At 51.0% G+C, this 22,918-nt stretch carries 21 protein-coding genes; 9 read left to right on the top strand and 12 right to left on the bottom strand.

What is annotated here, in order from left to right; genetic code table 11:
- Positions 1-44: 44 nt before the first annotated feature.
- Both dut and Hfont_RS07935 read left to right on the top strand, forming a co-directional pair.
- A complete protein-coding gene (gene dut, locus Hfont_RS07940) occupies positions 45-494 on the top strand; it encodes a dUTP diphosphatase (protein ID WP_112991868.1) in 450 nt (149 codons plus the stop codon).
- Positions 495-512: 18 nt separating this feature from the next.
- A complete protein-coding gene (locus tag Hfont_RS07935) occupies positions 513-1,598 on the top strand; it encodes a M48 family metallopeptidase (protein ID WP_112991867.1) in 1,086 nt (361 codons plus the stop codon).
- 85 nt (positions 1,599-1,683) lie between these two features.
- Here Hfont_RS07935 and Hfont_RS07930 read toward each other — a convergent pair whose 3' ends face one another.
- From Hfont_RS07930 to cysT, 4 genes are all read right to left on the bottom strand, one after another.
- Positions 1,684-2,610, bottom strand: coding sequence for a CysB family HTH-type transcriptional regulator (locus tag Hfont_RS07930; RefSeq protein WP_112991866.1), 927 nt, complete (start codon positions 2,608-2,610; stop codon positions 1,684-1,686).
- A gap of 75 nt (positions 2,611-2,685) precedes the next feature.
- Positions 2,686-3,753: a sulfate/molybdate ABC transporter ATP-binding protein gene (locus Hfont_RS07925; protein WP_112991865.1), complete on the bottom strand. Its 1,068-nt coding sequence runs from the start codon at positions 3,751-3,753 to the stop codon at positions 2,686-2,688.
- Positions 3,750-4,658, bottom strand: a complete 909-nt coding sequence (cysW, locus tag Hfont_RS07920; protein ID WP_112991864.1) for a sulfate ABC transporter permease subunit CysW — start codon at positions 4,656-4,658, stop codon at positions 3,750-3,752. The genes Hfont_RS07925 and cysW overlap by 4 nt, the downstream gene beginning before the upstream one ends.
- A gap of 1 nt (position 4,659) precedes the next feature.
- Positions 4,660-5,526: a sulfate ABC transporter permease subunit CysT gene (gene cysT / locus Hfont_RS07915; RefSeq protein WP_112991863.1), complete on the bottom strand. Its 867-nt coding sequence runs from the start codon at positions 5,524-5,526 to the stop codon at positions 4,660-4,662.
- A gap of 454 nt (positions 5,527-5,980) precedes the next feature.
- On the opposite strand from cysT, the gene fnr reads away from it, so the two are divergent.
- The 3 genes from fnr to mgtA all read left to right on the top strand — a co-directional run bounded on the left by fnr (position 5,981) and on the right by mgtA (position 11,556).
- Positions 5,981-6,829 (top strand): fumarate/nitrate reduction transcriptional regulator Fnr, encoded by an 849-nt coding sequence (gene fnr, locus Hfont_RS07910; protein WP_112991862.1) that lies wholly within the window; start codon positions 5,981-5,983, stop codon positions 6,827-6,829.
- A gap of 248 nt (positions 6,830-7,077) precedes the next feature.
- Positions 7,078-8,871 carry a PHA/PHB synthase family protein gene (locus Hfont_RS07905; RefSeq protein ID WP_181666437.1) on the top strand — a complete coding sequence of 598 codons (1,794 nt, stop codon included), beginning with the start codon at positions 7,078-7,080 and terminating at the stop codon, positions 8,869-8,871.
- A gap of 18 nt (positions 8,872-8,889) precedes the next feature.
- Positions 8,890-11,556 carry a magnesium-translocating P-type ATPase gene (gene mgtA / locus Hfont_RS07900; RefSeq protein WP_112991861.1) on the top strand — a complete coding sequence of 889 codons (2,667 nt, stop codon included), beginning with the start codon at positions 8,890-8,892 and terminating at the stop codon, positions 11,554-11,556.
- Positions 11,557-11,872: 316 nt separating this feature from the next.
- On the opposite strand, the gene Hfont_RS07895 is transcribed toward mgtA, so the two are convergent.
- Together Hfont_RS07895 and Hfont_RS07890 are read right to left on the bottom strand one after the other, a co-directional pair.
- Positions 11,873-12,430 (bottom strand): hypothetical protein, encoded by a 558-nt coding sequence (locus tag Hfont_RS07895; protein WP_133467287.1) that lies wholly within the window; start codon positions 12,428-12,430, stop codon positions 11,873-11,875.
- A gap of 19 nt (positions 12,431-12,449) precedes the next feature.
- Positions 12,450-12,917 carry a bacteriohemerythrin gene (locus tag Hfont_RS07890; RefSeq protein WP_112991859.1) on the bottom strand — a complete coding sequence of 156 codons (468 nt, stop codon included), beginning with the start codon at positions 12,915-12,917 and terminating at the stop codon, positions 12,450-12,452.
- 1,030 nt (positions 12,918-13,947) lie between these two features.
- On the opposite strand from Hfont_RS07890, the gene Hfont_RS07880 reads away from it, so the two are divergent.
- The 3 genes from Hfont_RS07880 to Hfont_RS07870 all read left to right on the top strand — a co-directional run bounded on the left by Hfont_RS07880 (position 13,948) and on the right by Hfont_RS07870 (position 17,419).
- Positions 13,948-15,075, top strand: coding sequence for an aminotransferase class V-fold PLP-dependent enzyme (locus Hfont_RS07880; protein ID WP_112991858.1), 1,128 nt, complete (start codon positions 13,948-13,950; stop codon positions 15,073-15,075).
- A gap of 758 nt (positions 15,076-15,833) precedes the next feature.
- On the top strand, positions 15,834-16,706 hold the full coding sequence (locus Hfont_RS07875) for a hypothetical protein (RefSeq protein WP_112991857.1): 873 nt from the start codon (positions 15,834-15,836) through the stop codon (positions 16,704-16,706).
- A gap of 107 nt (positions 16,707-16,813) precedes the next feature.
- On the top strand, positions 16,814-17,419 hold the full coding sequence (locus tag Hfont_RS07870) for an N-acetyltransferase (protein WP_112991856.1): 606 nt from the start codon (positions 16,814-16,816) through the stop codon (positions 17,417-17,419).
- Positions 17,420-17,678: 259 nt separating this feature from the next.
- On the opposite strand, the gene Hfont_RS07865 is transcribed toward Hfont_RS07870, so the two are convergent.
- The 4 genes from Hfont_RS07865 to Hfont_RS07850 are packed head-to-tail and all read right to left on the bottom strand — an operon-like array spanning position 17,679 to position 19,692.
- On the bottom strand, positions 17,679-18,488 hold the full coding sequence (locus Hfont_RS07865; protein ID WP_338322775.1) for a sulfite exporter TauE/SafE family protein: 810 nt from the start codon (positions 18,486-18,488) through the stop codon (positions 17,679-17,681).
- On the bottom strand, positions 18,485-18,922 hold the full coding sequence (locus tag Hfont_RS07860) for a YeeE/YedE family protein (RefSeq protein WP_112991855.1): 438 nt from the start codon (positions 18,920-18,922) through the stop codon (positions 18,485-18,487). The genes Hfont_RS07865 and Hfont_RS07860 overlap by 4 nt, the downstream gene beginning before the upstream one ends.
- 10 nt (positions 18,923-18,932) lie before the next feature.
- Complete coding sequence (locus tag Hfont_RS07855) at positions 18,933-19,364, bottom strand: YeeE/YedE family protein (RefSeq protein ID WP_112991854.1); 432 nt, start codon at positions 19,362-19,364, stop codon at positions 18,933-18,935.
- A 1-nt stretch (position 19,365) separates the two neighbouring features.
- The gene (locus Hfont_RS07850; protein ID WP_112991853.1) at positions 19,366-19,692 is read right to left on the bottom strand and encodes an ArsR/SmtB family transcription factor; all 327 of its coding nucleotides are present in this window, start codon (positions 19,690-19,692) and stop codon (positions 19,366-19,368) included.
- A 119-nt stretch (positions 19,693-19,811) separates the two neighbouring features.
- On the opposite strand from Hfont_RS07850, the gene Hfont_RS07845 reads away from it, so the two are divergent.
- Entirely contained in the window at positions 19,812-20,561 is a 750-nt protein-coding gene (locus Hfont_RS07845) for an MBL fold metallo-hydrolase (RefSeq protein ID WP_112991852.1), read from the top strand.
- Between the two features lie 268 nt (positions 20,562-20,829).
- Here Hfont_RS07845 and Hfont_RS07840 read toward each other — a convergent pair whose 3' ends face one another.
- A complete protein-coding gene (locus Hfont_RS07840; protein ID WP_112991851.1) occupies positions 20,830-22,161 on the bottom strand; it encodes a sensor histidine kinase in 1,332 nt (443 codons plus the stop codon).
- Entirely contained in the window at positions 22,158-22,898 is a 741-nt protein-coding gene (locus Hfont_RS07835) for a response regulator (protein ID WP_112991850.1), read from the bottom strand. The genes Hfont_RS07840 and Hfont_RS07835 overlap by 4 nt, the downstream gene beginning before the upstream one ends.
- Between the last annotated feature and the right edge of the window lie 20 nt (positions 22,899-22,918).

Here is a 22,918-nt window from a genome sequence, read left to right as displayed (position 1 = left end):
CATCGTTTTTGCGTTGCTGTTCAAAACTTCCCGACATCCTTCACATGAAAACAATCGACGTAAAAATTCTCGACCCGCGCATGAAAGAACAATTGCCGGCCTACGCTACCAACGGCAGCGCAGGTCTGGATCTGCGCGCCTGCATAGATGCGCCTATCACGATCAAGCCGGGTGAAACGCATTTGATCCCGACCGGCCTGTCTATTCATATTGCCAATCCGGCTTACGCAGCGATGATCCTGCCGCGCAGCGGCATGGGACATAAACACGGCATCGTATTGGGGAACTTGGTGGGCTTGATCGACTCCGATTACCAGGGTCAATTGATGATCTCGACATGGAATCGCGGACAGACAGAATTCACCTTGAATCCGATGGAACGTCTGGCGCAATTGGTCATCGTACCTGTGCTGCAGGTCGGGTTCAATATTGTGGATGAATTCGACACCAGCGACCGTGGTGTTGGCGGTTTCGGCAGCACCGGGAAACACTAAATTCTAGGAGAATGCTTTATGTACGGCCTGCTTCAACCCATCGTCACGCAACTGAAGTGCGTTAGACGCGTCAAGCCCGTCAGCCTCGCATTACTTCCTCTCGCAATGGCATTAGCTGCGTGCAGCACGGTTTCGCTCGATACACCAAAAGCACCGATAGCAACAACGCCAAGCGAATCGGCGCAATTGCAAAACATGCGTGCCATCACTACGCAACAGGATAGGCTGTATCGCATCGCCGCTCCACTGCTGGTCAGCAACGCACCGCTATGCAAGGGCAATGCGCGCAACCTGATCGGTTTCAGCGCCAAGAACAAGTATTCGTTTTCCGAAGATTACGTAGATGCGGCGCAGGTTCTGGGTTTCACTGAACAACTGCAAGTCACTGGCGTGTTGAACAACAGCGGCGCGGCACGTGCCGGCATCAAGCGCGGCGATATTCTGGCTACGGTAGAAGGCCAGCCCATGCCTGCAGGAGCGAACGCCGAGCGTCAAGCTGCCGCGATACTCGGCCCCATGGTCGGCAAACGTACCAGCATCAAACTCGGCCTGACCCGCACCGGCAACAACGTGAGCGTCACTGTGCCACTGACACTGGCTTGCGGCTTCGGCATCGAACTCGGCAATGCGGATAACGTGAATGCGTATGCAGACGGTCGTCGCGTATTAGTCACGCGCGGCATGTTGAATTTTGTACGTAACGATGGCGAGCTGGCTTTTGTACTGGCGAAGGAACTTGCACATAACGCACTCGGTCATCCGTCACAACAAAAAATGAATGCCACGGTAGGCGGCATCATCGACAACCTGATTCGTATCACGCCAGACACCAGCGCCCTGGGCGGTAGTGGTGGCGTGCGCGCGATGCCGCAAGAACTGGATGCAGCGGCAGACAGGCTGGCGCTCTACATGCTGACACGCGCAGGCTACAACATCGATGGCGCAGCCGCATTCTGGCAACGACTGGCAACGCAATATCCTGCCAGCGTACCGAATGCATACACTGCAATTCATCCATCAATCGCTTATCGTGTAGATGCAATCAATAAAGCCAATGCCGAAATCAAGGGCAAGCAGGCTGCGAAAAAACCACTGATGCCTTGAGTGTTTTTTGATCGCCCAATAAAAATCCCGCAAGTGCGGGATTTTTTTATGTCTGAAACAAGTTCAGCAAAACTTTAAATGCATCCTATGCGCTGGTCCGCATCGCTTCATCGATATCTGCACGTGACAAATCAGGCGCAAATTGCTGGATGAAATCATATGTGTACTGACGCAAATAAGCGCCACGACGTACCGCAAGACGCGTCACGTTCTGTGCAAACAAATGCGCCGAATCGATTACCTTCAAGCCATTCGTGCCATCCTTTTGCACCGCCATCGATGCCACGATACCAACACCGAGGCCGAGCGAAACGTATTGTTGAATAACGTCCGAATCCATCGCGGTCAACACGATATCAGTCGCAATATCGGCCTTCTTGAATGCATCGTCGATATGGCCGCGACCGGTAAAGCCGAGGTCATAGGTAATCAACGGATATTGCGCCAGATCTTCCAGCGTAATCGGTGATTTTGCCAACAATGGATGACCTTCAGGAACCACGACCGAGTGATGCCAGCGATAGCATGGGAAGGACACCAGGCCCTCGAACTGGCTCAAGCCTTCTGTCGCAATGCCGATATCTGCCTTGCCGGACAATACCCATTCCGCAATATGTTCCGGTGAACTCTGTTGCAAGGCAATCCGCACTTTAGGGAAAGCCGAGCGAAAGCCTTGCACCACTTTAGGCAGCATGTAACGTGCTTGCGTATGGGTGGCGGCAACTGTCAGCGTACCGATTTCCTGTCCTGCATATTCCTGACTCGCACGCTGCAGGTTTTCTGCTTCAAGCAACAGCCTGTCGATGATCACGAGTATGCCGCGTCCGGGATCGGTCAGGCCGGTCAGGCGCTTACCGTTGCGCTCGAAAATATCGACGCCCAGCTCTTCTTCCAGCTCGCGTATCTGCCGGCTGACACCGGGCTGCGATGTGAACAACACATTCGCAACCTCAGTCAGGTTGTAGCCGCAACGCGCGGTTTCACGTATCGATCGTAATTGCTGAAAATTCATATCAAGAAACCTCTACCGGAAATGCATATTCCGCCTATGCGGAAACACATGTTGCGGCGCTCGCTGGCTATTCAATCAAATCGAATCGTCGACAAACACCTGCAAACGTTTAGGACGCACAATCAGCGTTTCGCCTTCCTTGAACTTCAACTGGCTGAAACGCTCATTTGAAATCACTGCCTCAATCAGTTCACCGTTGTCATCGCGCTCCAATTCGAGCTGCGCCAACGGGCCGATTGCGTGAGCACGACGCAATTGCACGACGATACCTTCTGCACCTGTGGTGTAACGATCGACTTCCAGATCGTGCGGACGCACATAAGCAATACCTTTGGTATCTTGCGTTTCCGCATGATCTGGCGCATCGAATGCGATACCTGACGATTGCAGAATGCCTTCATGCACGCGACCATGGAACAAATTGACGTTACCCAGGAAGCCGAAAACAAATGGCGAGGCCGGATTGTTGTAGACATCTTTAGGTGCGCCGATCTGTTCGACGTTACCCTTGTTCATCAAGACGATTTGATCCGCAACTTCCAGCGCTTCTTCCTGATCATGCGTGACGAAAATACTGGTGACATGCAGGTCGTCATGCAGGCGGCGCAACCAGCGGCGCAATTCCTTGCGCACTTTTGCATCCAGCGCACCGAACGGTTCATCCAGCAGCAATACGCGCGGTTCAACTGCCAAGGCACGCGCCAATGCGATACGTTGACGCTGACCACCGGACAATTGCGGCGGATAGCGATCGGCCAGCCAATCGAGCTGCACGAGTTCGAGCAACTTGGTGACTTTTTCCTTGATCACTTGTTCCGAAGGACGTGTCGCACTTGGACGTACACGCAAGCCGAAAGCAATGTTTTCAAACACGGTCATGTGCTTGAACAATGCGTAATGCTGGAACACAAAGCCGACCTGGCGTTCACGTACGTGGCGCGCCGATGCGTCTTCACCGTCGAGCAAAACCTGGCCGTGATCTGGTTGCTCCAGACCGGCGATGATGCGCAACAAGGTGGTTTTGCCGCAACCTGATGGTCCCAGCAACGCAGTCAACTCGCCCGCTGGAAATTCCAGCGAGACATTGTTCAATGCGGTGAAATTGCCAAACTGCTTGTGTATGTTTTTTACTTCGATACTCATGATCCCTGCTCCCGATACTCTTCGTGTGTGTCCCGCAAACGCCATTCAATGAATGATTTGAGCGCCAGTGTAACCAGTGCCAACAATGCCAGCAACGATGCTACCGCGAATGCTGCAGAAAATTGGTATTCGTTATACAGAATCTCAACCTGTAGCGGAATGGTATTCGTTTGTCCGCGTATGTGCCCGGAGACCACCGATACCGCACCAAACTCACCCATTGCACGGGCATTACACAAAATCACGCCGTACAACAAACCCCATTTAATATTCGGCAAAGTCACGTGCCAGAAAGTCTTCCAGCCGGATGCGCCCAGCACCAAGGCGGCCTCTTCCTCCTCACTACCTTGCGATTGCATCAACGGAATCAACTCACGCGCAACAAACGGGAAGGTCACAAAAATCGTCGCCAGCACTATCCCCGGAACCGCAAACAAAATCTTGATGTTGTGCTCTTGCAGCCAGCCGCCGAACCAACCTTGTGCGCCGAACAGCAACACGTAAATCAGACCCGAGATAATCGGCGATACCGAAAACGGCAAATCAATGAGCGTCAACAACACACTCTTGCCGCGAAAATCGAATTTGGCGATACACCATGAAGCCGCCACGCCGAACACCAGATTCAGCGGCACGGCAATCGCAGCGGTAAGCAGTGTCAGCTTGATCGCAGAGATGGCATCCTCTTCAAGGATCGCTGTTATATAGGCGTCCCAACCTTTTTTCAGCGCTTCAACAAATACAGCAACCAGCGGTACAAACAGGAACAAAGTCAGGAACGCCAATGCGATAACAATCAGCAATGTCCGTACCCACACCGGCTCCAGTGTCGCGGCCGGCACATGTGGTGCAGTACGCGGCTTGGCTGCAACAGCAACGTCAATAGCAGAAATCACGGCAGCCATATCAAACCTTCTCCGCCTGACCGCGCTTGCGGGTCCAGGCTTGCAATAAATTAATCGTCAGCAGCATCACGAAAGAAACCAACAACATCACCACCGCAATCGCGGTCGCACCGGCGTAGTCGTATTGCTCCAGCTTGGTGACGATGAACAGCGGCGTAATTTCAGAGACCATAGGCATATTGCCGGCGATGAAAATGACCGAACCGTATTCACCGGTTGCACGTGCAAATGCCAATGCAAAACCAGTCAGCAATGCCGGGAAAACTGTAGGGAAAATAACCTTGGAAAAAGTTTGCCAGTTGCTCGCGCCCAGACTAGCGGCGGCTTCTTCCAGCTCACGCTCTGCATCTTCCAGCACCGGTTGTATGGTGCGCACGACGAAGGGCAAGCCGATAAAAGTCAACGCAACGATCACGCCTAGCGGTGTGAAAGCAACCTTGATGCCGACCATTTCCAGATAACGACCGAGCCAGCCATTAGGCGCATACAAAGCCGTCAATGCAATGCCTGCAACTGCGGTCGGCAATGCGAATGGCAAATCAACCAGCGCATCGATGAATTTTTTTCCGGGGAAGGAATAGCGCACCAGCACCCAGGCCACGATTCCGCCAAAAACCGCATTAAAGAATGCCGCCAACAAGGAAGCGCCAAACGTCAATTTGTACGAAGCAACCACGCGATCGGATGTCACAGCCGCAATAAATGCATCCCAACTCATCGTGAAGGTCTTTAAAAAGACGGCCGACAAGGGGATCAGAACAATCAGGCTCAGATAAAAAATCGTGAAGCCCAGCGACAAATGGAAGCCGGGAAGGACACGGAATACCTTTTGTTTTTGGGCCGGAACAGGGATGGCAGCGGCAGACATAAGCTCTCTTTATTACAAATATGACTAACAGGACGCAATAATTGCACTTATTAGTTATAAGAAGAACGAATCTTTTTGCATTTTGTTAGAAGAAAAACGTATATAGAACTGCCTCCGTAAAGGACACGGAAGTTGAGATTCTTGCCGCAGAAGGCGAGATTATTGCCGTGATAAGCAAGACGAGAATCGACCTATCGATTGCAGACAAAAAGTTTTGTTATTTAAAAAATGACGATACAAGTAAAAGAGCGATTACAGAGAACACTCGCATCGGTCTTTATTTATTTAATGTTTGGCGGCAATTATTTTTTAATGCAGCGTATTTGATCGGGTGCAAAAAATAAGATATTGGCCGAAAAAGACAAGACATTGGCGCAAACGAACAGTAGAAAAATTAGAAAAATATCTACAATGAATCGTGATTGTCAACCATTCCGCTCATCTGGAGGGTCTTATGAAAATTCCCTTGCAATTGAATTTTCCTCTTGTCCTCGAAAGCTCTACGCTTCGGAATTGTTCAGGATGCAGCATGCACCAGATATGCCTGCCGGCCGGGCTCAATGAACATCAAACGCGACTCCTGAGCCAGATTGTCGTCCACAAAAAAATTGCAAAGGATAGCTACCTGTATCGCATTGGCGATCCGTTCACAGCACTCTATGCTGTGCGTGTCGGCCATTTCAAGACTTATCAGGAAAATCTCGCCGGCAACCGGCAAATCAACGGCCTCCAGATGAGTGGCGATCTATTAGGTATGGATGCCATCAGTAGTGCACGCCATCAATGTGACGCTACTGCATTGGAGGATAGCGAAGTATGCGTGATTCCTTACGCACAACTTGAAACACTATTCACGGAAATGCCGATTTTGATGCGCCATTTTCATCGTGTAATGAGCAAGGAAATCATAGGTGAACAGGACGTGATCATGATCCTGGGAAATATGTACGCAGAACAACGTTTCGCTGCCTTCCTTGTGAATCTATCCACGCGTTATGCGCTGCGAGGATATTCACCAACCCGCTTTCAGTTGCGCATGACGCGGGAAGATATTGGAAACTATCTTGGGCTGACAATAGAAAGCATTAGCCGGATGATTGCAAAATTACGCAAAAACGGTCTCATCGAGGTACGGCAGCGTGACGTTGAACTGCTCGATTTAGCGGCACTAAAAAAACTGGCCGCAGGCATGGATATTAGCGACACCTCACCAATTTCCATCTGCGTCACGTCTGCAGAAGCAGAGGCTAATTATTTATTGCCTCAGCCTGTACAGCAACCGTATTCCCTGATCCAGGGATAATCAGGTACAACCTGGCTGGCGCATCTGCGCAGGAGCGACTTCCACGCCTTGCTGCAGACAGTCAGGTTGCGTTCTTTATGTGTCATCTTCTGATGCGTTTTGAAGAACAATCGATTCACATCCGGAACTACAAACGCTTGCATGGTGTTTTCACGCTTCCCTGCCTAGAATGAAACGCGATGTCTTGATCTGTATTAAGTCGACGGCAGCACGCATTACTGCTTGCATTGTTCTTTCGAGAGGTTGCAATGCTTGAAAAGAATCCCTACGACAATCTCGCTTTCGAGCGTATGGCTAGTGCCTGGCTGACGCCCTTGACCTACAATTATCCTGAAAGCGCTAACGAATCAGCGTACTTGGATCTGATGAGCAATGCGTGGCTCGGACGCACGACCTGCAATATTTCCCCGGCCGCGATGTTCAACGCTTATGCAGATTGGCTGACTCACTTGTTCCTATCGCCGTCAAAACGTGTTGTTTTGCTGCAGAAAGCGTGGCAAAACTGCTGGCAGTGGCATCTCTACAATCGCAATTGCGTCGTCACTGAGGACCAGCCGCTGTACTGCGTCACGCCTTTATCGCAAGATCAGCGCTTCAGCGATCCGGCATGGCAAAAGTGGCCGTTTAATGCCATCTCCCAGGGATTCCTGCTGCAACAGCAATGGTGGCACCGTGCAACCACCGGTGTCCGGGGACTATCCAAGCACCATGAGGATGTCGTGACATTTACAGTGCGCCAGTTGCTGGATACATTGGCGCCATCAAATTTTCCGCTGACGAATCCTGTGATACAGCAAGCCGCCATCCAGTCATGGGGCTGCAACTTCGTACAGGGCTGGCTGAATGCAGTCGGGGATTGGCGACGGAGTATGCCAAACGATGTAATCGAATCGGACAATGCATTCAAGGTCGGCAGAGATATTGCCATCTCGCCGGGCAAGGTCGTTTTCCAAAACCATCTGATTGAGCTGATTCAGTACACACCGACGACCAAAACAGTACATGCATTGCCCTTGCTGTTCGTGCCGGCCTGGATAATGAAGTACTACATACTCGATCTTTCGCCACAAAATTCCCTGGTCAGGTATCTGGTGAACCAGGGCTATACCGTATTCATGATCTCGTGGAAAAATCCGCTGGCCGAAGATAGGGACTTGTCGATGGAGGACTATCGTAAACTTGGCGTGATGGCCGCGATTGATGCAGTCATGGAACTGACGCATGCTCCGCAACTAAATGCCGCAGGATATTGCCTGGGCGGCACCTTGCTGTCGATTGCGGCGGCCAGCATGGCACGCGACGGCGATGAACGCATTGCCAGCATGAGTCTGTTTGCATCCCAGGTGGATTTCGAAGAACCAGGGGAGTTATCCCTGTTTATTGATGAAAGCCAGATCAGCTTTCTAGAAGCCATCATGTGGGAGCAGGGGTATCTCGATACCAAGCAAATGGCGGGTGCGTTCCAGCTTTTGCGTTCCAATGATTTGATCTGGTCGCGCAGGCTCAACCAGTATTTACTCGGCCTGAGCGAAAAGAAAAGTGATCTCATGGCGTGGAATGCGGATGCCACGCGTATGCCTTATCGCATGCACTCAGAATATTTACGCCAATTATTCCTGCAAAATGACCTTGCCGAAGGCAGGTATTTCACGGAAGGCAAGTCGACTCATCTGACGGATATCAGTATTCCTATCTTTGCGGTTGGCACGCTGACCGATCATGTTGCGCCATGGCGCTCGGTATTCAAGATTCATCGATTATCAGATACCGAAGTCACATTCGTACTCACTTCCGGAGGCCACAATGCCGGAGTGGTATCACCGCCTGGCTATCCTGATCGCAGTTACCAGATTGCGACTCGCGCTGAAAAAGAACATGGGATTGATACCGACACATGGCAAGCCACCATTGAACACAAGGAAGGATCGTGGTGGCCCGCATGGGAATCCTGGCTCCGCGTGAAATCCGGAAAACGCATTCCCCCTCCCCCGATGCCGGCACATAAACCCGCAGCGCCGGGAAAGTATGTGATGCAACCCTGACTCAACAGAAGAATCACCATGTTCGCTGTTCGCAATACGTCTGCCGCTACTGCGAAGTTATCTGCTTTCGAGGATGCGCAGAAAATTGCACACACACCCGAACGCACGGTGGAGCGGGAGATGCGACGCATTGCCGCACTCTCGTCAGAAACCGTCATTCAGGAGCAACATTCCACTCTCCAGGGTTTGTCTGCCGTCGAGGCGGCAAGCCGGCAACGCATTTACGGTCCCAACCTGATCGCTGCCGAAGCGCAACGGTCAGGCTGGAAACGCTTTATGGTGTTGCTGGCCAGTCCCTTGTCTCTGCTGTTGCTGATACTGGCGGGGGTCAACCTTGCCATTGGCGAGACGTGGGGCGGCCTGATGATAGGCATCATGGTCATGCTGTCGTCGCTGCTGTCGTTTGTACAGGAACACCGCTCTGATCGCGCTGCGCAAAAGCTGCGCTCCATGGTGGCAACCACGGCTACCGTGCTGCGGACCTCCAAGGGAAAAATAGAAATTCCATTGGCAGGACTGGTGCCGGGAGATATTATTTTTCTGTCGGCAGGCGACATCATCCCTGCCGACGTTCGCATATTGTCGTCCAAATCCCTGTTCATCAGTCAGGCTGCATTAACCGGTGAGTCGCTGCCCGTCGAAAAAACTCCTTTCGCGATCGCACAAAATGATGCGGAAGTATTCTCGGACATCGTCAATCTGGCCTTCATGGGTACGAATGTCATGAGCGGTACCGGGATGGCGATCGTCATCGCGACCGCAGAACATACTGCATTCGGCCATATTGCAGCCGACCTTCTCAAAAGACGCGAGATAAGCAGTTTCGATCAGGGCATTAACAAATACATACGCCTGATCATCCTGTTCATGCTGGTCATGGTGCCGCTGGTATTTCTCGTCAATGGATTGAGCAAAGGCGACTGGCTCGAAGCATTGCTGTTCGCTGTTGCCGTTGCCGTAGGGCTGACGCCGGAAATGCTGCCCATGATCATCACCATCAATCTTGCCAAAGGTGCATTGGCGATGTCCGAGAAAAAGGTGATCGTCAAACGGCTGAATGCCATCCAGAATTTTGGCGCAATGGATATCCTGTGCACGGACAAGACCGGCACCCTGACGCAAGACAAGATCATTCTCGAACAGCACGTCGATATTGACGGTACTGATTCGCCCAAGGTGGTGGAGTATGCCTACCTCAACAGCTACTTCCAGACCGGGATGAAGAACCTGCTCGACTTCGCGATCCTCAGCTATGTCGACGTTCATGAAAAGATCGAACCGGACAAGCATTATCAGAAAATTGATGAGATACCATTTGACTTCGAGCGCCGCCGCATGTCGGTTATCGTGCAACAAACGGATGGCAGCCGCCTGCTCATATGCAAGGGAGCCGCAGAAGAAATATTAAGCGTCTGCACCCATGCCGAACATGGTGGCATTGCGGCGCCGCTGGTCTCGCAGCATGGCACTGTCATGAGCCAGACTGTAAACAGCCTGAATGAAGATGGTTTCCGCGTGATCGCGGTTGCGTACAAGCAATTGCCACACAAACCTGCAAACAGCGCGAACACCTTCAGCAAGACTGATGAATCGGCACTCACATTGCTGGGTTACATCGCATTTCTTGATCCACCGAAGGACAGTACCTCCGAGGCCATCACTGCACTGCATCACTATGGGGTTAACGTAAAAGTTCTGAGTGGCGACAATGGTGCCGTGGTGCTCAATGTTTGTCGTCATGTTGGCCTGGCTGGCGATCATGTCGTACTCGGCAGCGATATCGATACGCTCGACGACGTTGCCCTAGGTGATCTTGCCGAACGATCCAGCATGTTTGCCAAGCTCAGCCCCATGCAAAAAGCACGTGTGATCCGGTGCCTGCAAAAGCGCAGCCATGTAGTCGGATACCTTGGTGACGGCATCAACGATGGTGCCGCATTAAAAGCTGCGGATGTTGGCATTTCCGTCGATAGTGCTGTTGATATCGCCAAGGAGTCTGCCGACATTATTCTCATGCGTAAAAGCCTGATCGTGCTGAAAGATGGCGTACTCGAAGGACGCAAGGTTTTCGGCAACATCACGAAGTACATCAAAATGAGTTCCAGCTCCAATTTTGGCAATATGCTGAGCGTGCTGGGAGCCAGCGCCATCCTGCCATTTTTACCCATGGCACCGATACAGATATTACTGAATAACCTTCTGTACGATGTCTCGCAGACGACGATTGCAACCGATCACGTGGATCGCGAATACCTGAAGCAGCCACGCCGCTGGGAAATTGCGGACATCGGTCATTTCATGATGACCGTAGGACCAGTCAGTTCCCTGTTCGATTACCTGACTTTTGCCATACTGTGGTTCGTCTTCGGCGCTGGACATCAATCTGAGCTGTTTCAGTCTGGCTGGTTCGTCGAATCTCTTCTGTCACAAACCCTGGTTGTGCATATCATCCGTACCGGCAAGATTCCATTTATTCAAAGCAAGCCGAGTCTGCCTTTGCTGATGACTACAATCATGACCGTACTACTGACATTCTGGTTGCCGACATCACCCTTTTCAGATTCTTTAGGGTTGACTGCATTGCCGCTTTCGCTTAATGCCGCCATTTTTCTGATCGTGGCGGCCTACCTGCTATTGATTCAGTTGCTGAAATCCTGGCTCATGTCGCGTTTCGGATTGAAATAGTGTGCTTGAGAGGTGGCAGATATGCTTGCATAGGAAAGCACACTCACTGCCATGCATAACACTCTGGAAGGGTGATTGCCTGTCGGTGATGGGCTTGTTACGGTTACTGGAATAGGTCTGCCCGAACGATCTGCAGTGGTCGTACATCTCTTACTATGTACGACCACTGCAGACACCCTGCCTTAACATTTCAACTTTACGCCTTGACGATGTTCTGCAGCGAATTATGCTTGGCATGCAGATCATCGTGGCGCTGACACTCCATGATGATGCGCATCACAAACTCCCCGGCTCCCGGGCAAAGCTATGCCTTTCACTATTTCGCGCTACGAGACTTCTCCTGATGACTCGTATCCTTCCGTCGGGCTTGATGTGCAAGATCGGGATTGGCTGCATCCATAAAATGGAGCAGGCTGTTGTTCCAATCGACATATCCCTTACTTGCCTGCTCCACCATACTCTGAAGCAACGGAATTCCCGGAAAATTGCCATTCGCCATACTCGTGTCGCCGGCTTCCGATGCACTGCCGTTCGCACTCGGTATTTGTGCAGCCTGCTGCTGCGCCATTTTCAGCATATCGGCCTGAAAATCCAGCATGATTTTTGTGAGATGCTGTCCATAGGATGTGGCAATCTCGGCGTTTTTCTTGAATTGATTTATATCCAGCAGAGGAGAGATTACATTTCCGTCCATCTGCCTTATTTGCGCGGACTGTGCCGACCAGCTGGCACGTACCTGCTTCAAAATTTCAAGATTCAGATCTGCAATCTTGAATACTGCATCACATGCATTGTCAGCCGCAGCCTTGTACAAACTGAATTCTGAATTGAACAGGTTCTTCAGATTAGAGGGCGCGTTCATTGTAGGAAACATGGTGTGCTCCTTGGTTAAGTCATGATCGGACATGCCCGATATGATGTGAATGTTTTTCAGACCATTGTTTCGGTTTGAAAACAAAGTGATTGACCGGCATGGCGCCAGCTGCTTTCAGCGCTTTTACAAATGAAGCATCCATCTTCACAAGATGCCACAGAAACCATTGAGGCAACGTGTTCAGCACCTCCCGCGGCAGCAGGTAATCTTCATTCATCGCCTTTGTAACGGTGTGATGCATGACACCAAGCAGACTTGCGTGCTGCTCACGATGCGCGCGCAACTCTGGATAATCCATTGACTCCATCAACTGCTCTTCAATCCGAAAATCCGTCTCCAGCAGCTCCACCAAGTATGGCAAACGCCGAGCCAATTCAAAGTTGGGAGCCTGCATCAGGCTCATAATTTCTCGCATCAATACCTTATGAGCCTTATCCATCTCAACAATGCCCAGCGATATATCTGGTTGCGAAAAGATTTGTTCCATATATCTCTCCTTGCACAAATCAAGTTTGAAATAACGACATTCAACATTACGTCATGAACTGTCCACCATCGACATCAAAAGTAGCGCCAATAATGAAGCCAGCCCCGTTGTCAGCCAGAAACACGGCGAGCCTAGCAACATCGCTCCCTACTCCCAAATGCCCTACTGGGCATATTGAAGACAGAACCAAGATTTGTAGTGATAACTTCAATCCATTTCCTGGGTGTCATTTGATGCAAAACCGTATCGCGCGTCATCCCTGCATACTTCAAAAAAGGTATATTTTTCGCAACAACAAAATGTAATGTGAAAGGAGTGGCGGCACTTGATAAATATCAAACGTATGGCAATTCGATCAATCAAAATATCCTGCAATTCATCAGTGGAAACAAAGAAAATCAAACGCAAATTGATGTCAAATATTCTATGCAAAACTATTAGCTGATTCAATTCCGGCAGAGTAAATCTTCGCTAAAAAATTTAAATTACTTGATGATCGTGATTGGCAATTTGCTGTTGTTACCTGTTCTTGCGCGCCATCAATAGAAGGCGAGGTCAATCATGGCTGGGAATTTAATGCGTACTGTCGAGAAAAGTCGGGGGAACGTCGATCACTCCAATCTATTACTCACTTTGGTAGCCAGGATTGTGCTCCAGACGTGGGGCAGTTTTCGATGCAAATCAACAATGACCAATTCAGAAACTCTCACTTTCTTTGGCGAAATTGCATGAAATCCCATTTCCAATGACCAATAGATTCAATATCTATGTCAATAGAATTGTAAATACCTGATTTGTCTTTAAATTCGCCTCAAATTCTGAGTCACGTTGTGGATTAAGTGGTGTAAATCCCGGATTCTTGTCTCAAAAGAAAGTATTCCTGCAGAAATCATGGCGCTACCAAATGGGGAGGGTCGGCTTTTGTCCGCGTAAACGGTAAAATCTATCTTTTCGGCATTCTTTGCCTTTTGTGGCTTAATCAAGTAACCCTTGGCTAGGCCGAATTTGATTCATTCTTGCTGGAGCAAACGTGCCTGGTCTATTACCCAATGTCGATCCCGACGGTCTTCTCGAATACTCCGTCGTGTACACCGATCGCGCGATCAACCATATGTCGCAACGCTTTCAAGGCGTGATGAAAGATATTTCCAAGACCTTGAAACAGGTCTACAAGGCGCAATCCGCGGTTGTCATGCCCGGCAGCGGTACCTTCGGCATGGAAGCGGTGGCGCGGCAGTTCGCAACGAACAATCAATGTCTGGTTCTTCGTAATGGCTGGTTCAGCTATCGTTGGAGCCAGATTCTGGACATGGGCAGTATTCCTTCCGGTACCACGGTATTGAAGGCACGTCAGCTGGAAGACTCCGCGCAATCACCTTTCGCACCTGCGCCTATCGCCGAAGTAGTCGCCACGATCAAGGCGACCAAACCAGCTGTGGTGTTTGCACCGCACGTGGAAACCGCATCCGGCATCATGCTGCCGGATGACTACATGCGCCAAGTCTCTGCTGCCGTACATTCGGTGGGCGGATTGTTTGTATTGGATTGCATCGCATCGGGCACCATGTGGGTTGACATGCAAGCGACCGGCGTCGACGTCTTGATCAGCGCACCGCAAAAAGGCTGGAGTGCTTCGGCAGGCTGCGCCTTCATCATGTTGAGCGCACTCGCACGTGAAAAAATCGATTCGACCCAAAGCACCAGCTTCGCTTGCGATTTACGCAAGTGGTTGCAAATCATGGAATCGTACGAGCAAGGCAATGTCGCCTACCACACCACCATGCCTACCGATGCTCTCACCGTCTTGCGTGGCGTGATGGAAGAGACTGCCGCATATGGTTTCGACAAAGTCCGTGCCGAGCAACAGGAGCTGGGTGACAAAGTGCGCGCGCTGCTGGTATCAAAAGGCTTCAAGAGCGTCGCGGCAGAAGGCTTTCAAGCGCCGGGCGTGGTGGTGAGTTACACCAATGATGACGGCATACAGTCCTCCAAGAAATTTGTGGAAGCTGGCTTGCAAACCGCAGCGGGCGTGCCTTTGCAATGCGATGAACGCGCTGACTTCAAAACCTTCCGGGTCGGTCTGTTTGGCCTGGACAAGCTGCACAACATCGAACGCACCGTAGCAAACTTGGACAAGGCTTTGAACGCAATACTTTAAAAATTTACGTAACGATGAATAGGCGATGCGGCACGCCAGGATGCCCAAGGAGAATGTATGAACACAAAGTGGAGAATCATAATTTCGATCGCTGTCATCGCCATATCGGCGATTACTTTATATGCGAATCCGTAACTGTAGAGCGTGCAGATCGCAGCAAGAGTCGCTGTGTCTGTATCTCTTCGATATCTAATGGTTTTTAAGAATTCTCATTTTTTGAATTTCTATTAGACATAAAAAAATCCCGCTACTTAGCGGGATTTTTTTATTGCACATCGTTTGCTATGTTCGCCCCGCCTCCCTGCGGAAACAAGGGCATTGCAACAAAGTCATGGTTTGCCCGATATCGCGGGATCGCCTATACTTGCGTCTATGGCACTCCTCGTTTATTCCTTTGGCACATTTGCATCAGAACAGTCTTTAACGACGGTTCCGTTTTCGCACGTGCTCAGGTTTAAGGGCATCCAACACGCCCTCCAGCCGGCAGCAGATTCCTAAGCCCGGCGATAATTCCTTTTCTCTTTAGCGCAATTCATCTATCGCCGGGCTTAAGCCAGGCGCGATAGCGGCCAACTCTTTCTTGAGTTTCGGCTGCGCTTTGGGATTTACTTCATGTCTTCGATTATCTACGGCGAGCAAGCTCTCGCCGAGCTTCCGTTCGTGCGCCTGTTGCGCATGATCAGCACGTTCTCTCTCCGCCCATCTCTGGTTTCTACAGCCTATCGTGCGCTGACCTTTTGTCTCCTATCCAAGTCGCCATGGAACTGACAAAAAATTTCGTTAAACATAAGAGCCCATGTGCCGATGGATTTCGCTGGTTTCTACGCAACCATCAAGAAGGCAGCGATTACCAACCTCTTCTGAATGCACTAGTCAGTGCGGGCAGAGTCGACGACGCTTGCTGGCTGCTCACGCAGTTTGGTCCCACTGATGCCGTATTAAGAGTAGACGCCATTGATGCTGATGCAATCGTGTTCGCCGGAACGCTGGAAGTAAAAGGCAACATTGAAGTTGCTTCGATTGTGAGAGCCGGACGGTCAATACGAGCCGGCGGCGGGATTCGTGCAGGCCATTCGATTATCGCCGGCGAAGATATTCGTGCTGCCGCCAGCATACGCAGCGAAGTAATGCTGGACGCAGGTGGCGATATCAAAGCGGGCTGGGGCATTGAGGTTCAAGAGAATCTACGTTGCGGTGGTGACTTGCGCGCCGAGTGGGAATTATTTTGCGGTGGCGACCTGTCTGTTGCGGGCAATGCATTCGTGGGGCAAGACCTCGTGAGCAAGGGCGTATTCCGTTGCGATAAAAGTATTAGAGCCGGTGGATCCATCACGGGTCTTGACTGCATCTGGGCCGGCAATGGAATCGAATCTGGCGCAAGCATTCTTTGCGAAAAACATTTGGAAGCAAATTGGGGCATCAAAGCCCAAGAAGCCATTGTTGCCCACGGCACGATCAAGGCAGGCGAGAGCTTGCAGGCAATGGAGGAAATACAAGCGGGTGAAGGCTACGGCATCTACGCCGGATTGATCGTTCAGTTTGATGCATGGGAGGCCAGTGCCCAGGTACGCGCCAAGTCGAAACCAGAACGCTTGATGAGCGGTTGGTGGGGTGGCACTTGTCTGGCTTGATGCCAGCTTGTTGCCCATGAAAAACCTACTTACCCAATCTTGATTTGGAGCTTATCTTGCACAGCTTAGCCCTTCCCTTTCCACATATTCTCTGGCTTGCGCGCATCATGGAACTGCGCATCGACGTACAGCTTCCACTATCCGAGCTGGAAAAAGAACTTGATACGCTCAATCGACGCTTGAATCAGCCCGGCGATATTCTTTACGATCTTCCCTGCATAGACATTAATTTTCCAGGCCTGGCCTTTCGTTATCGTGAGGCAGATGGAGAACACTATATCTATGTTGAAGATCTGAAGCACCGCTGTCTCGCAGGCTATACCGTCTTTAACCGTTTGATAGAACTGAATCGTCGCCAGGACAAACATCTGCGCGCGACACATTCCAAATACGCGCCAGCCTATCAACGTCGTGGCATAGCAAGCGCCATCTATCGATGGTGGCTGGATGCAGGCAACTGCTTGATTAGCGGCGCGCGTCAGTCCGCTGGTGCACATGCCTTATGGCATTCACTTAACAAGCATTACGATTTGATTTATGTCGACCTACGCGACAAAACCTTGCGCTATCTGGGACGCGAAATCAGTAACCAGATTCGCGAAGATCTTCATACCAGAATGATTATGCTAGGGAAAAATCGGGATCTTGTCGGCTTGGCTGAGCATACTGAAATGGCGATACCTTTGGAGATGCAGAGTTGCATAGAAAATTGACCTGCGTATCGCACACAATCCCACTTGGCAAAGCAATCACCAATTTACATCGATAATTAATCAATTGAATTCAGAACAAGTGCAGCACATTAGTTAGACGTCAAAAAATGCGTTTGATTAATGTCTGCTTTTGGCCTTGGATTCAACCGGTAGTTGCAACACACTAAAAACTGCATAACCTGAATGAGGTTTGCAAATGAAGAAAAGACCACGCATGAATTGCAGGCAAAGCGATGGAACCTACGTAATCACCTGTCAGTCAACTCGAAATGGTTTTGCCAACCATTAGGCAAGCGACAAGTATGCAAATGATTGCAAAAGCAATCTTCAAATACTTTGCAGGCAGTCGCAAAGAGAGGGCTTGACCTATAAGCATTCCCACAGCTGAGCCTCCGGCGAAAGGCACGCCTACATCATGGTCAAAGTGCCCAGCAGATACGCTCACAACTACCCCTGTAAGCGATATCAAGGCAATGATTGCAAGCGACGTTGCCACCACAGACTTCATTGCCAAATCGGTATAGCGTTGCAGAGCCGGCACCATCACAAAACCGCCACCTACTCCTAACAGGCCGGACAATACTCCAGCAAAGCTACCGGCAAACAATAACCGGCTAGCGCACTTGCTGGTCCAAACAAAGCGACCACTTTTTTCGTCACGGATACATGGCAGTGAATCCCCATCGATTGTTTTTTGTATTTTTTGTCGACCTTCCATCAAGTTTTTGTACGCAATCCAAATTAATACGACAGCGAACAAAATACCAAGAAAATTCGTATCAAGGCGCTGGGCAAGCCATACCCCCAGTGGAGCGGCAAGTATGCCGGTGCCAGCTATCACCATTGCTGCCCGATAACGGACAGCTCCAGCCCGAAAGCCAATCATTGCTCCTACTGCAGCCGAGAGTCCGACCGAGAGTAGCGCGATTGGTCCTGCCTCGCTGACTGTCATGTTGAGCGCAAACACAAGCAGCGGTACCGCAAGGATGCCTCCACCTGCTCCCGTCAAGCCCATGACAAGCCCGACCGAAGCTCCTAAAACAAGACTAAATAGCATGGGTGTATTCATCCGGCTTTCTTGTGCGATCTGGCTGATATTCGCTCCAAGAGCTCGAACACGAGCATGCCGGCTATCATCGCAACGAAGAACAGCAGAGGCTTTGCGCCCCCTTGGGCAAGCGATACTAGGGCCGGCCCCGGGCAATATCCCGCCAAGCCCCAACCGACGCCAAAGGTCAAACCACCGAGCACAAGCCGCCGGTCAATCTTCGTGGCTATCGGCAGACGCATTGCTTCGCCCAGCAGTGATTGTTGTCGCTTGGCTGCGAACGGGAATGCCAGTGAGCCGACTAGCAATGCGCCCCCCATGACAAAGGCAAGTGACGGGTCCCAGTTTCCAGCCAAGTCTAGAAATCCAAGTACTTTGGATGGGTCTGCCATGCCTGACACAATCAGACCAAGACCGAATACCGAGCCGGCTAATAACGACATCAGTAATTTCATCTCATTCTCCTCAAGTAAACGCGTGACGCACGAGGTAGACAGTCACAAACCCTGCAAACATAAAGGCCAGGGTCGCCACCATCGAGCGCGGCGAGCGGCGCGACAGACCGCATATGCCATGTCCGCTGGTACACCCCGACCCATAACGGGTGCCAATGCCCACCAGAAGCCCGGCGACGATGAGTACCGGCATGCTGCTATCAACACGTACGTCTGGAAGCGGTAGTGCCAAGCTATAGATAAGCGGTGCGCACACCATGCCGGCGAGGAAGGCAAGGCGCCATCCTATGTCGCCGTTGAACGGTCTGAACAGGCCGCCCACAATGCCACTGATACCAGCAATTTTGCCGTTGAAGAACAGGAGCAGCGAAGCCGACACGCCAATCAGCAAACCGCCAACAAGCGAGACCCATGGCGTGAAGTGAATCCAGTCAATCGTCATCTTATTTCTCCTCATCCTTCGGACAGTACAACTGGTAAAGTACTTGCAGTATTGCCAGAGCTTCTGGGCTGGTAACGCTGTAGAAAATCTGCTTGCCTTCGCGACGCGTGTTTACCACCTTCTCTTCGCGCAAAACGGTCAATTGCTGCGACAGCGTCGGTTGGCGAATGCCAGTCATCGTTTCCAGCTCACCGACCGAGTATTCACCTTGCGTCATCTGGCATAGCAGGAGCAAGCGGTCAGAGTTGGCAAGAATCTTCAATAGGTTGCAGGCCTGCCCAGCAGATGCCTGGAGTTTTACTAATTCAATTTGCTTTGTGTTGGTCATGGGAAATAGGGTCAATTAACGCTTTACGCCAAAATATTATACTATAATAATATATATAAACATATATCGTTTTAGAAAAAGCTACAGCCATTTTTTCTTTGACCTAGTCAGGAGCCATTATGATTTTCAGACAACTCTACGAACCGCTGTCTAGCACTTATACCTACTTGCTGGGTGACGAACAAACCGGTCGGGCCATTCTCATTGACCCTGTTATTTCTACTACGGAGCGCGATTTAGCCGAAGTCCGCCGTCTCGGCTTGAAGCTCGTCTACACAGTCGACACGCACATTCATGCTGACCACATCACCGGGGCGCTCGAGCTCAAGCGCGCAGTTGGCAGCAAGATTGCTACGCCGGCATATGACAACCTACCATGCACGGACATCGGCATCGAGGAAGGCAAATCATTTCAGGTCGACGGCATCACACTACATCCACTCCATACGCCTGGTCATACCGAGGGGCATTTTGCCTACTTGTTTAACGACCGGGTATTTACTGGGGATGCATTGCTGATTGAAGGCTGCGGTCGTACTGACTTCCAGAATGGTGATGCCGACGCGCTGTATAAAAGTGTGAAGGAAAAGCTGTTTTCCTTACCGGATGAAACGTTGGTGTACCCAGGGCATGACTACAAGCAGCGTTTTGTGTCATCCATAGCCCAAGAAAAAGCACGCAATCCGCGCTTGGGTGGCGACAGGACACTAGAAGAGTTCAAGCACATTATGGCGAATCTGAACCTGCCATATCCAAAGTTCATTGACTATGCTGTCTTAGGCAATCAGCAATGCGGCGTTTGTCCGAGGGACCTGCCGGAGAATTTGGAGAGCTATTGCCACCAAATGACCCGGAGTCCGCAAGGTTGACGACCATCGTTATAAAGAGCGATAAATTGGTAGACGCCAAATCAAGTCAATTTGAAATTACTATCTTAAAAGATGTCATTTTTCTTTTCGTGCAGCTTCCGTTCAAAGGCTTATGCATTTGATGTCGTTCGCCCTAGCAAGTTAAGTCAATTTTTTAGCACTTCGGTAGAGTCACATTGTTATCCGATGGAGACTTTAGGACTAGAACCTGATTACACAACCTAAGCCCTTGCTTTAACATCTCATAATGTTGAGATGGCTGCGCTTTTTAAGGAATGACGCGCCCTTGGATGTCCGCAAGCGTGAGACGTGCTTCCAATCCGCCACTAGAGCGATTTTGCAAAGTCAGCGTCGCGTTCATCGCCAACGTCAGTTGTTTGGCAATGGCCAAGCCTAGACCCGTGCCGCCGGTATCGCGATTGCGTGAAGTTTCCACACGATAAAAAGGCTGGAACACCGTTTCCAGCTCGTCTTCTGGTATACCCGGGCCATTGTCCAGAACCAGAATCGTCGTCCGTCCATCGTGTTCGTCAATAAGGGCAACCTCGACGACCGTTGAAAACTTCAATGCATTGTCGATCAGGTTAATCAGAACGCGGCGCAATGCATTCGGTCGAGTAACAATCGGATGTCCGATCTTGCCGCTCAGACTCAGCTGCTGTCCGGCATCGACGTAATCGAAGACCAGGCTGTCGAGCAGCGCATCGGGATCGATAGTGCAAGGCGCCTCGGCGGTTCCATGCAGCGTGCGCGCATAGGCCACGCCTTCCCTGACCAGCACTTCCATTTCCTTCAGATCATGATTCAATTTCTTGCGTTGTTCGCTGTCGTCCATCATGTCGGCGCGCATGCGCATGCGTGTGATGGGTGTCTGCAGATCATGTGAAATCGCTGCCAGAATCTGCATGCGCTCGGTCATGTAGAGAGCAATACGTTCCTGCATCGCATTGAAAGCTTTAGCCGCACGGGCAACTTCCAGTGGCCCGTCTTCAGCCAAACGTGACGCACGCAAATCAGGACCCAGGGTGTCGGCGGCATCTGCCAGTTGTGCGAGTGGACGCGTCGCCAGACGAACACCTATCCAGGTAAATCCGGCAAGCAATATCAGTTGCAACAACAGCACAACCGGCAACCATCCAGACATGGGTAAACCGGCAGGTCGCATATCGATCGTGAGCGGACTGCCATCGCTCAACTCAAGTTGCGCTTGTACGCGATCTTTTTGGCCCGGCACGACATTCGCAGTAACGGGGTAATGACTGCCGATTGCATCGACAAAGGATGCCGCAATCATGCTGGAAAGTTTGGTGTCGGGCGCGTGTCCCTCCATACCCGGGGCCAGTGAAAAACTGTAGGTGCGACGCTCCAGTCGTGGCAACCACGCTGCACGCTCGCTTGCAGGCAAACGATCGAGCAAGGCGACCGAACTGGCGACGTCCTGTTCCATATAACCGAGCATCAAGCCTGTAGTCGCCTCAGTGCGTTCGCGCATGATCACCCAGAATGAAAACGCGTGCGCCACGACTAATCCGACAAACAGGATCAGCGTCAGACGCATGAACAGCGTGCGTGGCCACAAACTCCATTTCATCGGTTTCATCGCGGCCCCTCACGTACCTCTACTGCGGCAGAAAATACATAACCTTCACTACGTAGCGTCTTGATATAGCGCGGTTCACGCGCGTCATCCTGCAAACGCTGACGCAAACGGCTTATCAGCAAATCGATCGAACGATCGAAGGGATCAGCGTCGCGCCCTTGCGTAAGATTCAGTAATTGATCACGCGTTAATACACGTTGTGGATGATCGAGGAATACGCGTAGCAAGCGATACTCGGCACCACTGAGCGCCACCATCGTGCCTTGCTTATCCAGCAGATGACGCGCAGTGGTGTCCAGCTTCCAGTCGCCGAACTCCAGAAACTGCACCGGTTCGCTCACTTGCAGATTCGAAGGCAGCATGCGTGCACGACGCAATACCGAGCGTATCCGCGCCAGTAGTTCACGTACCGCGAACGGCTTGGTCAGATAATCGTCGGCACCCATTTCAAGGCCGACGATGCGATCCGTTTCTTCGTTGCGCGCAGTCAGCATCAGGACTGGAATCGTGCGCCATTTGCCGGAGCGTAGTTCACGGCATAGCGTTAGTCCATCTTCACCCGGCAACATCAAATCCAGCACGATCAGATCGACTGAACCCTGTTCCAGCAAAGTTCGCATCTGGCGTCCGTTGGCGGCCAGCGAGGCGCGCATGCCATTTTTTTCCAGGTAGCTGGCGAGCAGTTCCCTGATTTCTCTATCGTCGTCGACGATCAAGATGTGGTCGTTATTTTCCATTGCTGCATCTTATCTTATGG

This window comes from Herminiimonas fonticola (assembly GCF_003293745.1).
In the GTDB taxonomy this organism is placed as follows: Bacteria; Pseudomonadota; Gammaproteobacteria; order Burkholderiales; family Burkholderiaceae_D; genus Oxalicibacterium; species Oxalicibacterium fonticola.
This window is presented reverse-complemented; position numbering and strand designations above follow the sequence as displayed.

Bases quoted from the DNA above. Each gene is read 5' to 3' on its own strand.
- Hfont_RS07855 (WP_112991854.1), bottom strand. From the start codon at position 19,364: ATGACGATTGACTGGATTCACTTCACGCCATGGGTCTCGCTTGTTGGC.
- fnr (WP_112991862.1), top strand. From the start codon at position 5,981: ATGAAAATTCCCTTGCAATTGAATTTTCCTCTTGTCCTCGAAAGCTCT.
- Hfont_RS07835 (WP_112991850.1), bottom strand. From the start codon at position 22,898: ATGGAAAATAACGACCACATCTTGATCGTCGACGACGATAGAGAAATC.
- Hfont_RS07905 (WP_181666437.1), top strand. From the start codon at position 7,078: ATGCTTGAAAAGAATCCCTACGACAATCTCGCTTTCGAGCGTATGGCT.
- Hfont_RS07860 (WP_112991855.1), bottom strand. From the start codon at position 18,922: ATGAAATTACTGATGTCGTTATTAGCCGGCTCGGTATTCGGTCTTGGT.
- cysT (WP_112991863.1), bottom strand. From the start codon at position 5,526: ATGTCTGCCGCTGCCATCCCTGTTCCGGCCCAAAAACAAAAGGTATTC.
- dut (WP_112991868.1), top strand. From the start codon at position 45: ATGAAAACAATCGACGTAAAAATTCTCGACCCGCGCATGAAAGAACAA.
- Hfont_RS07890 (WP_112991859.1), bottom strand. From the start codon at position 12,917: ATGGAACAAATCTTTTCGCAACCAGATATATCGCTGGGCATTGTTGAG.
- cysW (WP_112991864.1), bottom strand. From the start codon at position 4,658: ATGGCTGCCGTGATTTCTGCTATTGACGTTGCTGTTGCAGCCAAGCCG.
- Hfont_RS07935 (WP_112991867.1), top strand. From the start codon at position 513: ATGTACGGCCTGCTTCAACCCATCGTCACGCAACTGAAGTGCGTTAGA.
- Hfont_RS07870 (WP_112991856.1), top strand. From the start codon at position 16,814: ATGGAACTGCGCATCGACGTACAGCTTCCACTATCCGAGCTGGAAAAA.
- Hfont_RS07930 (WP_112991866.1), bottom strand. From the start codon at position 2,610: ATGAATTTTCAGCAATTACGATCGATACGTGAAACCGCGCGTTGCGGC.
- Hfont_RS07895 (WP_133467287.1), bottom strand. From the start codon at position 12,430: ATGTTTCCTACAATGAACGCGCCCTCTAATCTGAAGAACCTGTTCAAT.
- Hfont_RS07875 (WP_112991857.1), top strand. From the start codon at position 15,834: ATGGAACTGACAAAAAATTTCGTTAAACATAAGAGCCCATGTGCCGAT.
- Hfont_RS07865 (WP_338322775.1), bottom strand. From the start codon at position 18,488: ATGAATACACCCATGCTATTTAGTCTTGTTTTAGGAGCTTCGGTCGGG.
- Hfont_RS07840 (WP_112991851.1), bottom strand. From the start codon at position 22,161: ATGAAACCGATGAAATGGAGTTTGTGGCCACGCACGCTGTTCATGCGT.
- Hfont_RS07925 (WP_112991865.1), bottom strand. From the start codon at position 3,753: ATGAGTATCGAAGTAAAAAACATACACAAGCAGTTTGGCAATTTCACC.
- mgtA (WP_112991861.1), top strand. From the start codon at position 8,890: ATGTTCGCTGTTCGCAATACGTCTGCCGCTACTGCGAAGTTATCTGCT.
- Hfont_RS07850 (WP_112991853.1), bottom strand. From the start codon at position 19,692: ATGACCAACACAAAGCAAATTGAATTAGTAAAACTCCAGGCATCTGCT.
- Hfont_RS07845 (WP_112991852.1), top strand. From the start codon at position 19,812: ATGATTTTCAGACAACTCTACGAACCGCTGTCTAGCACTTATACCTAC.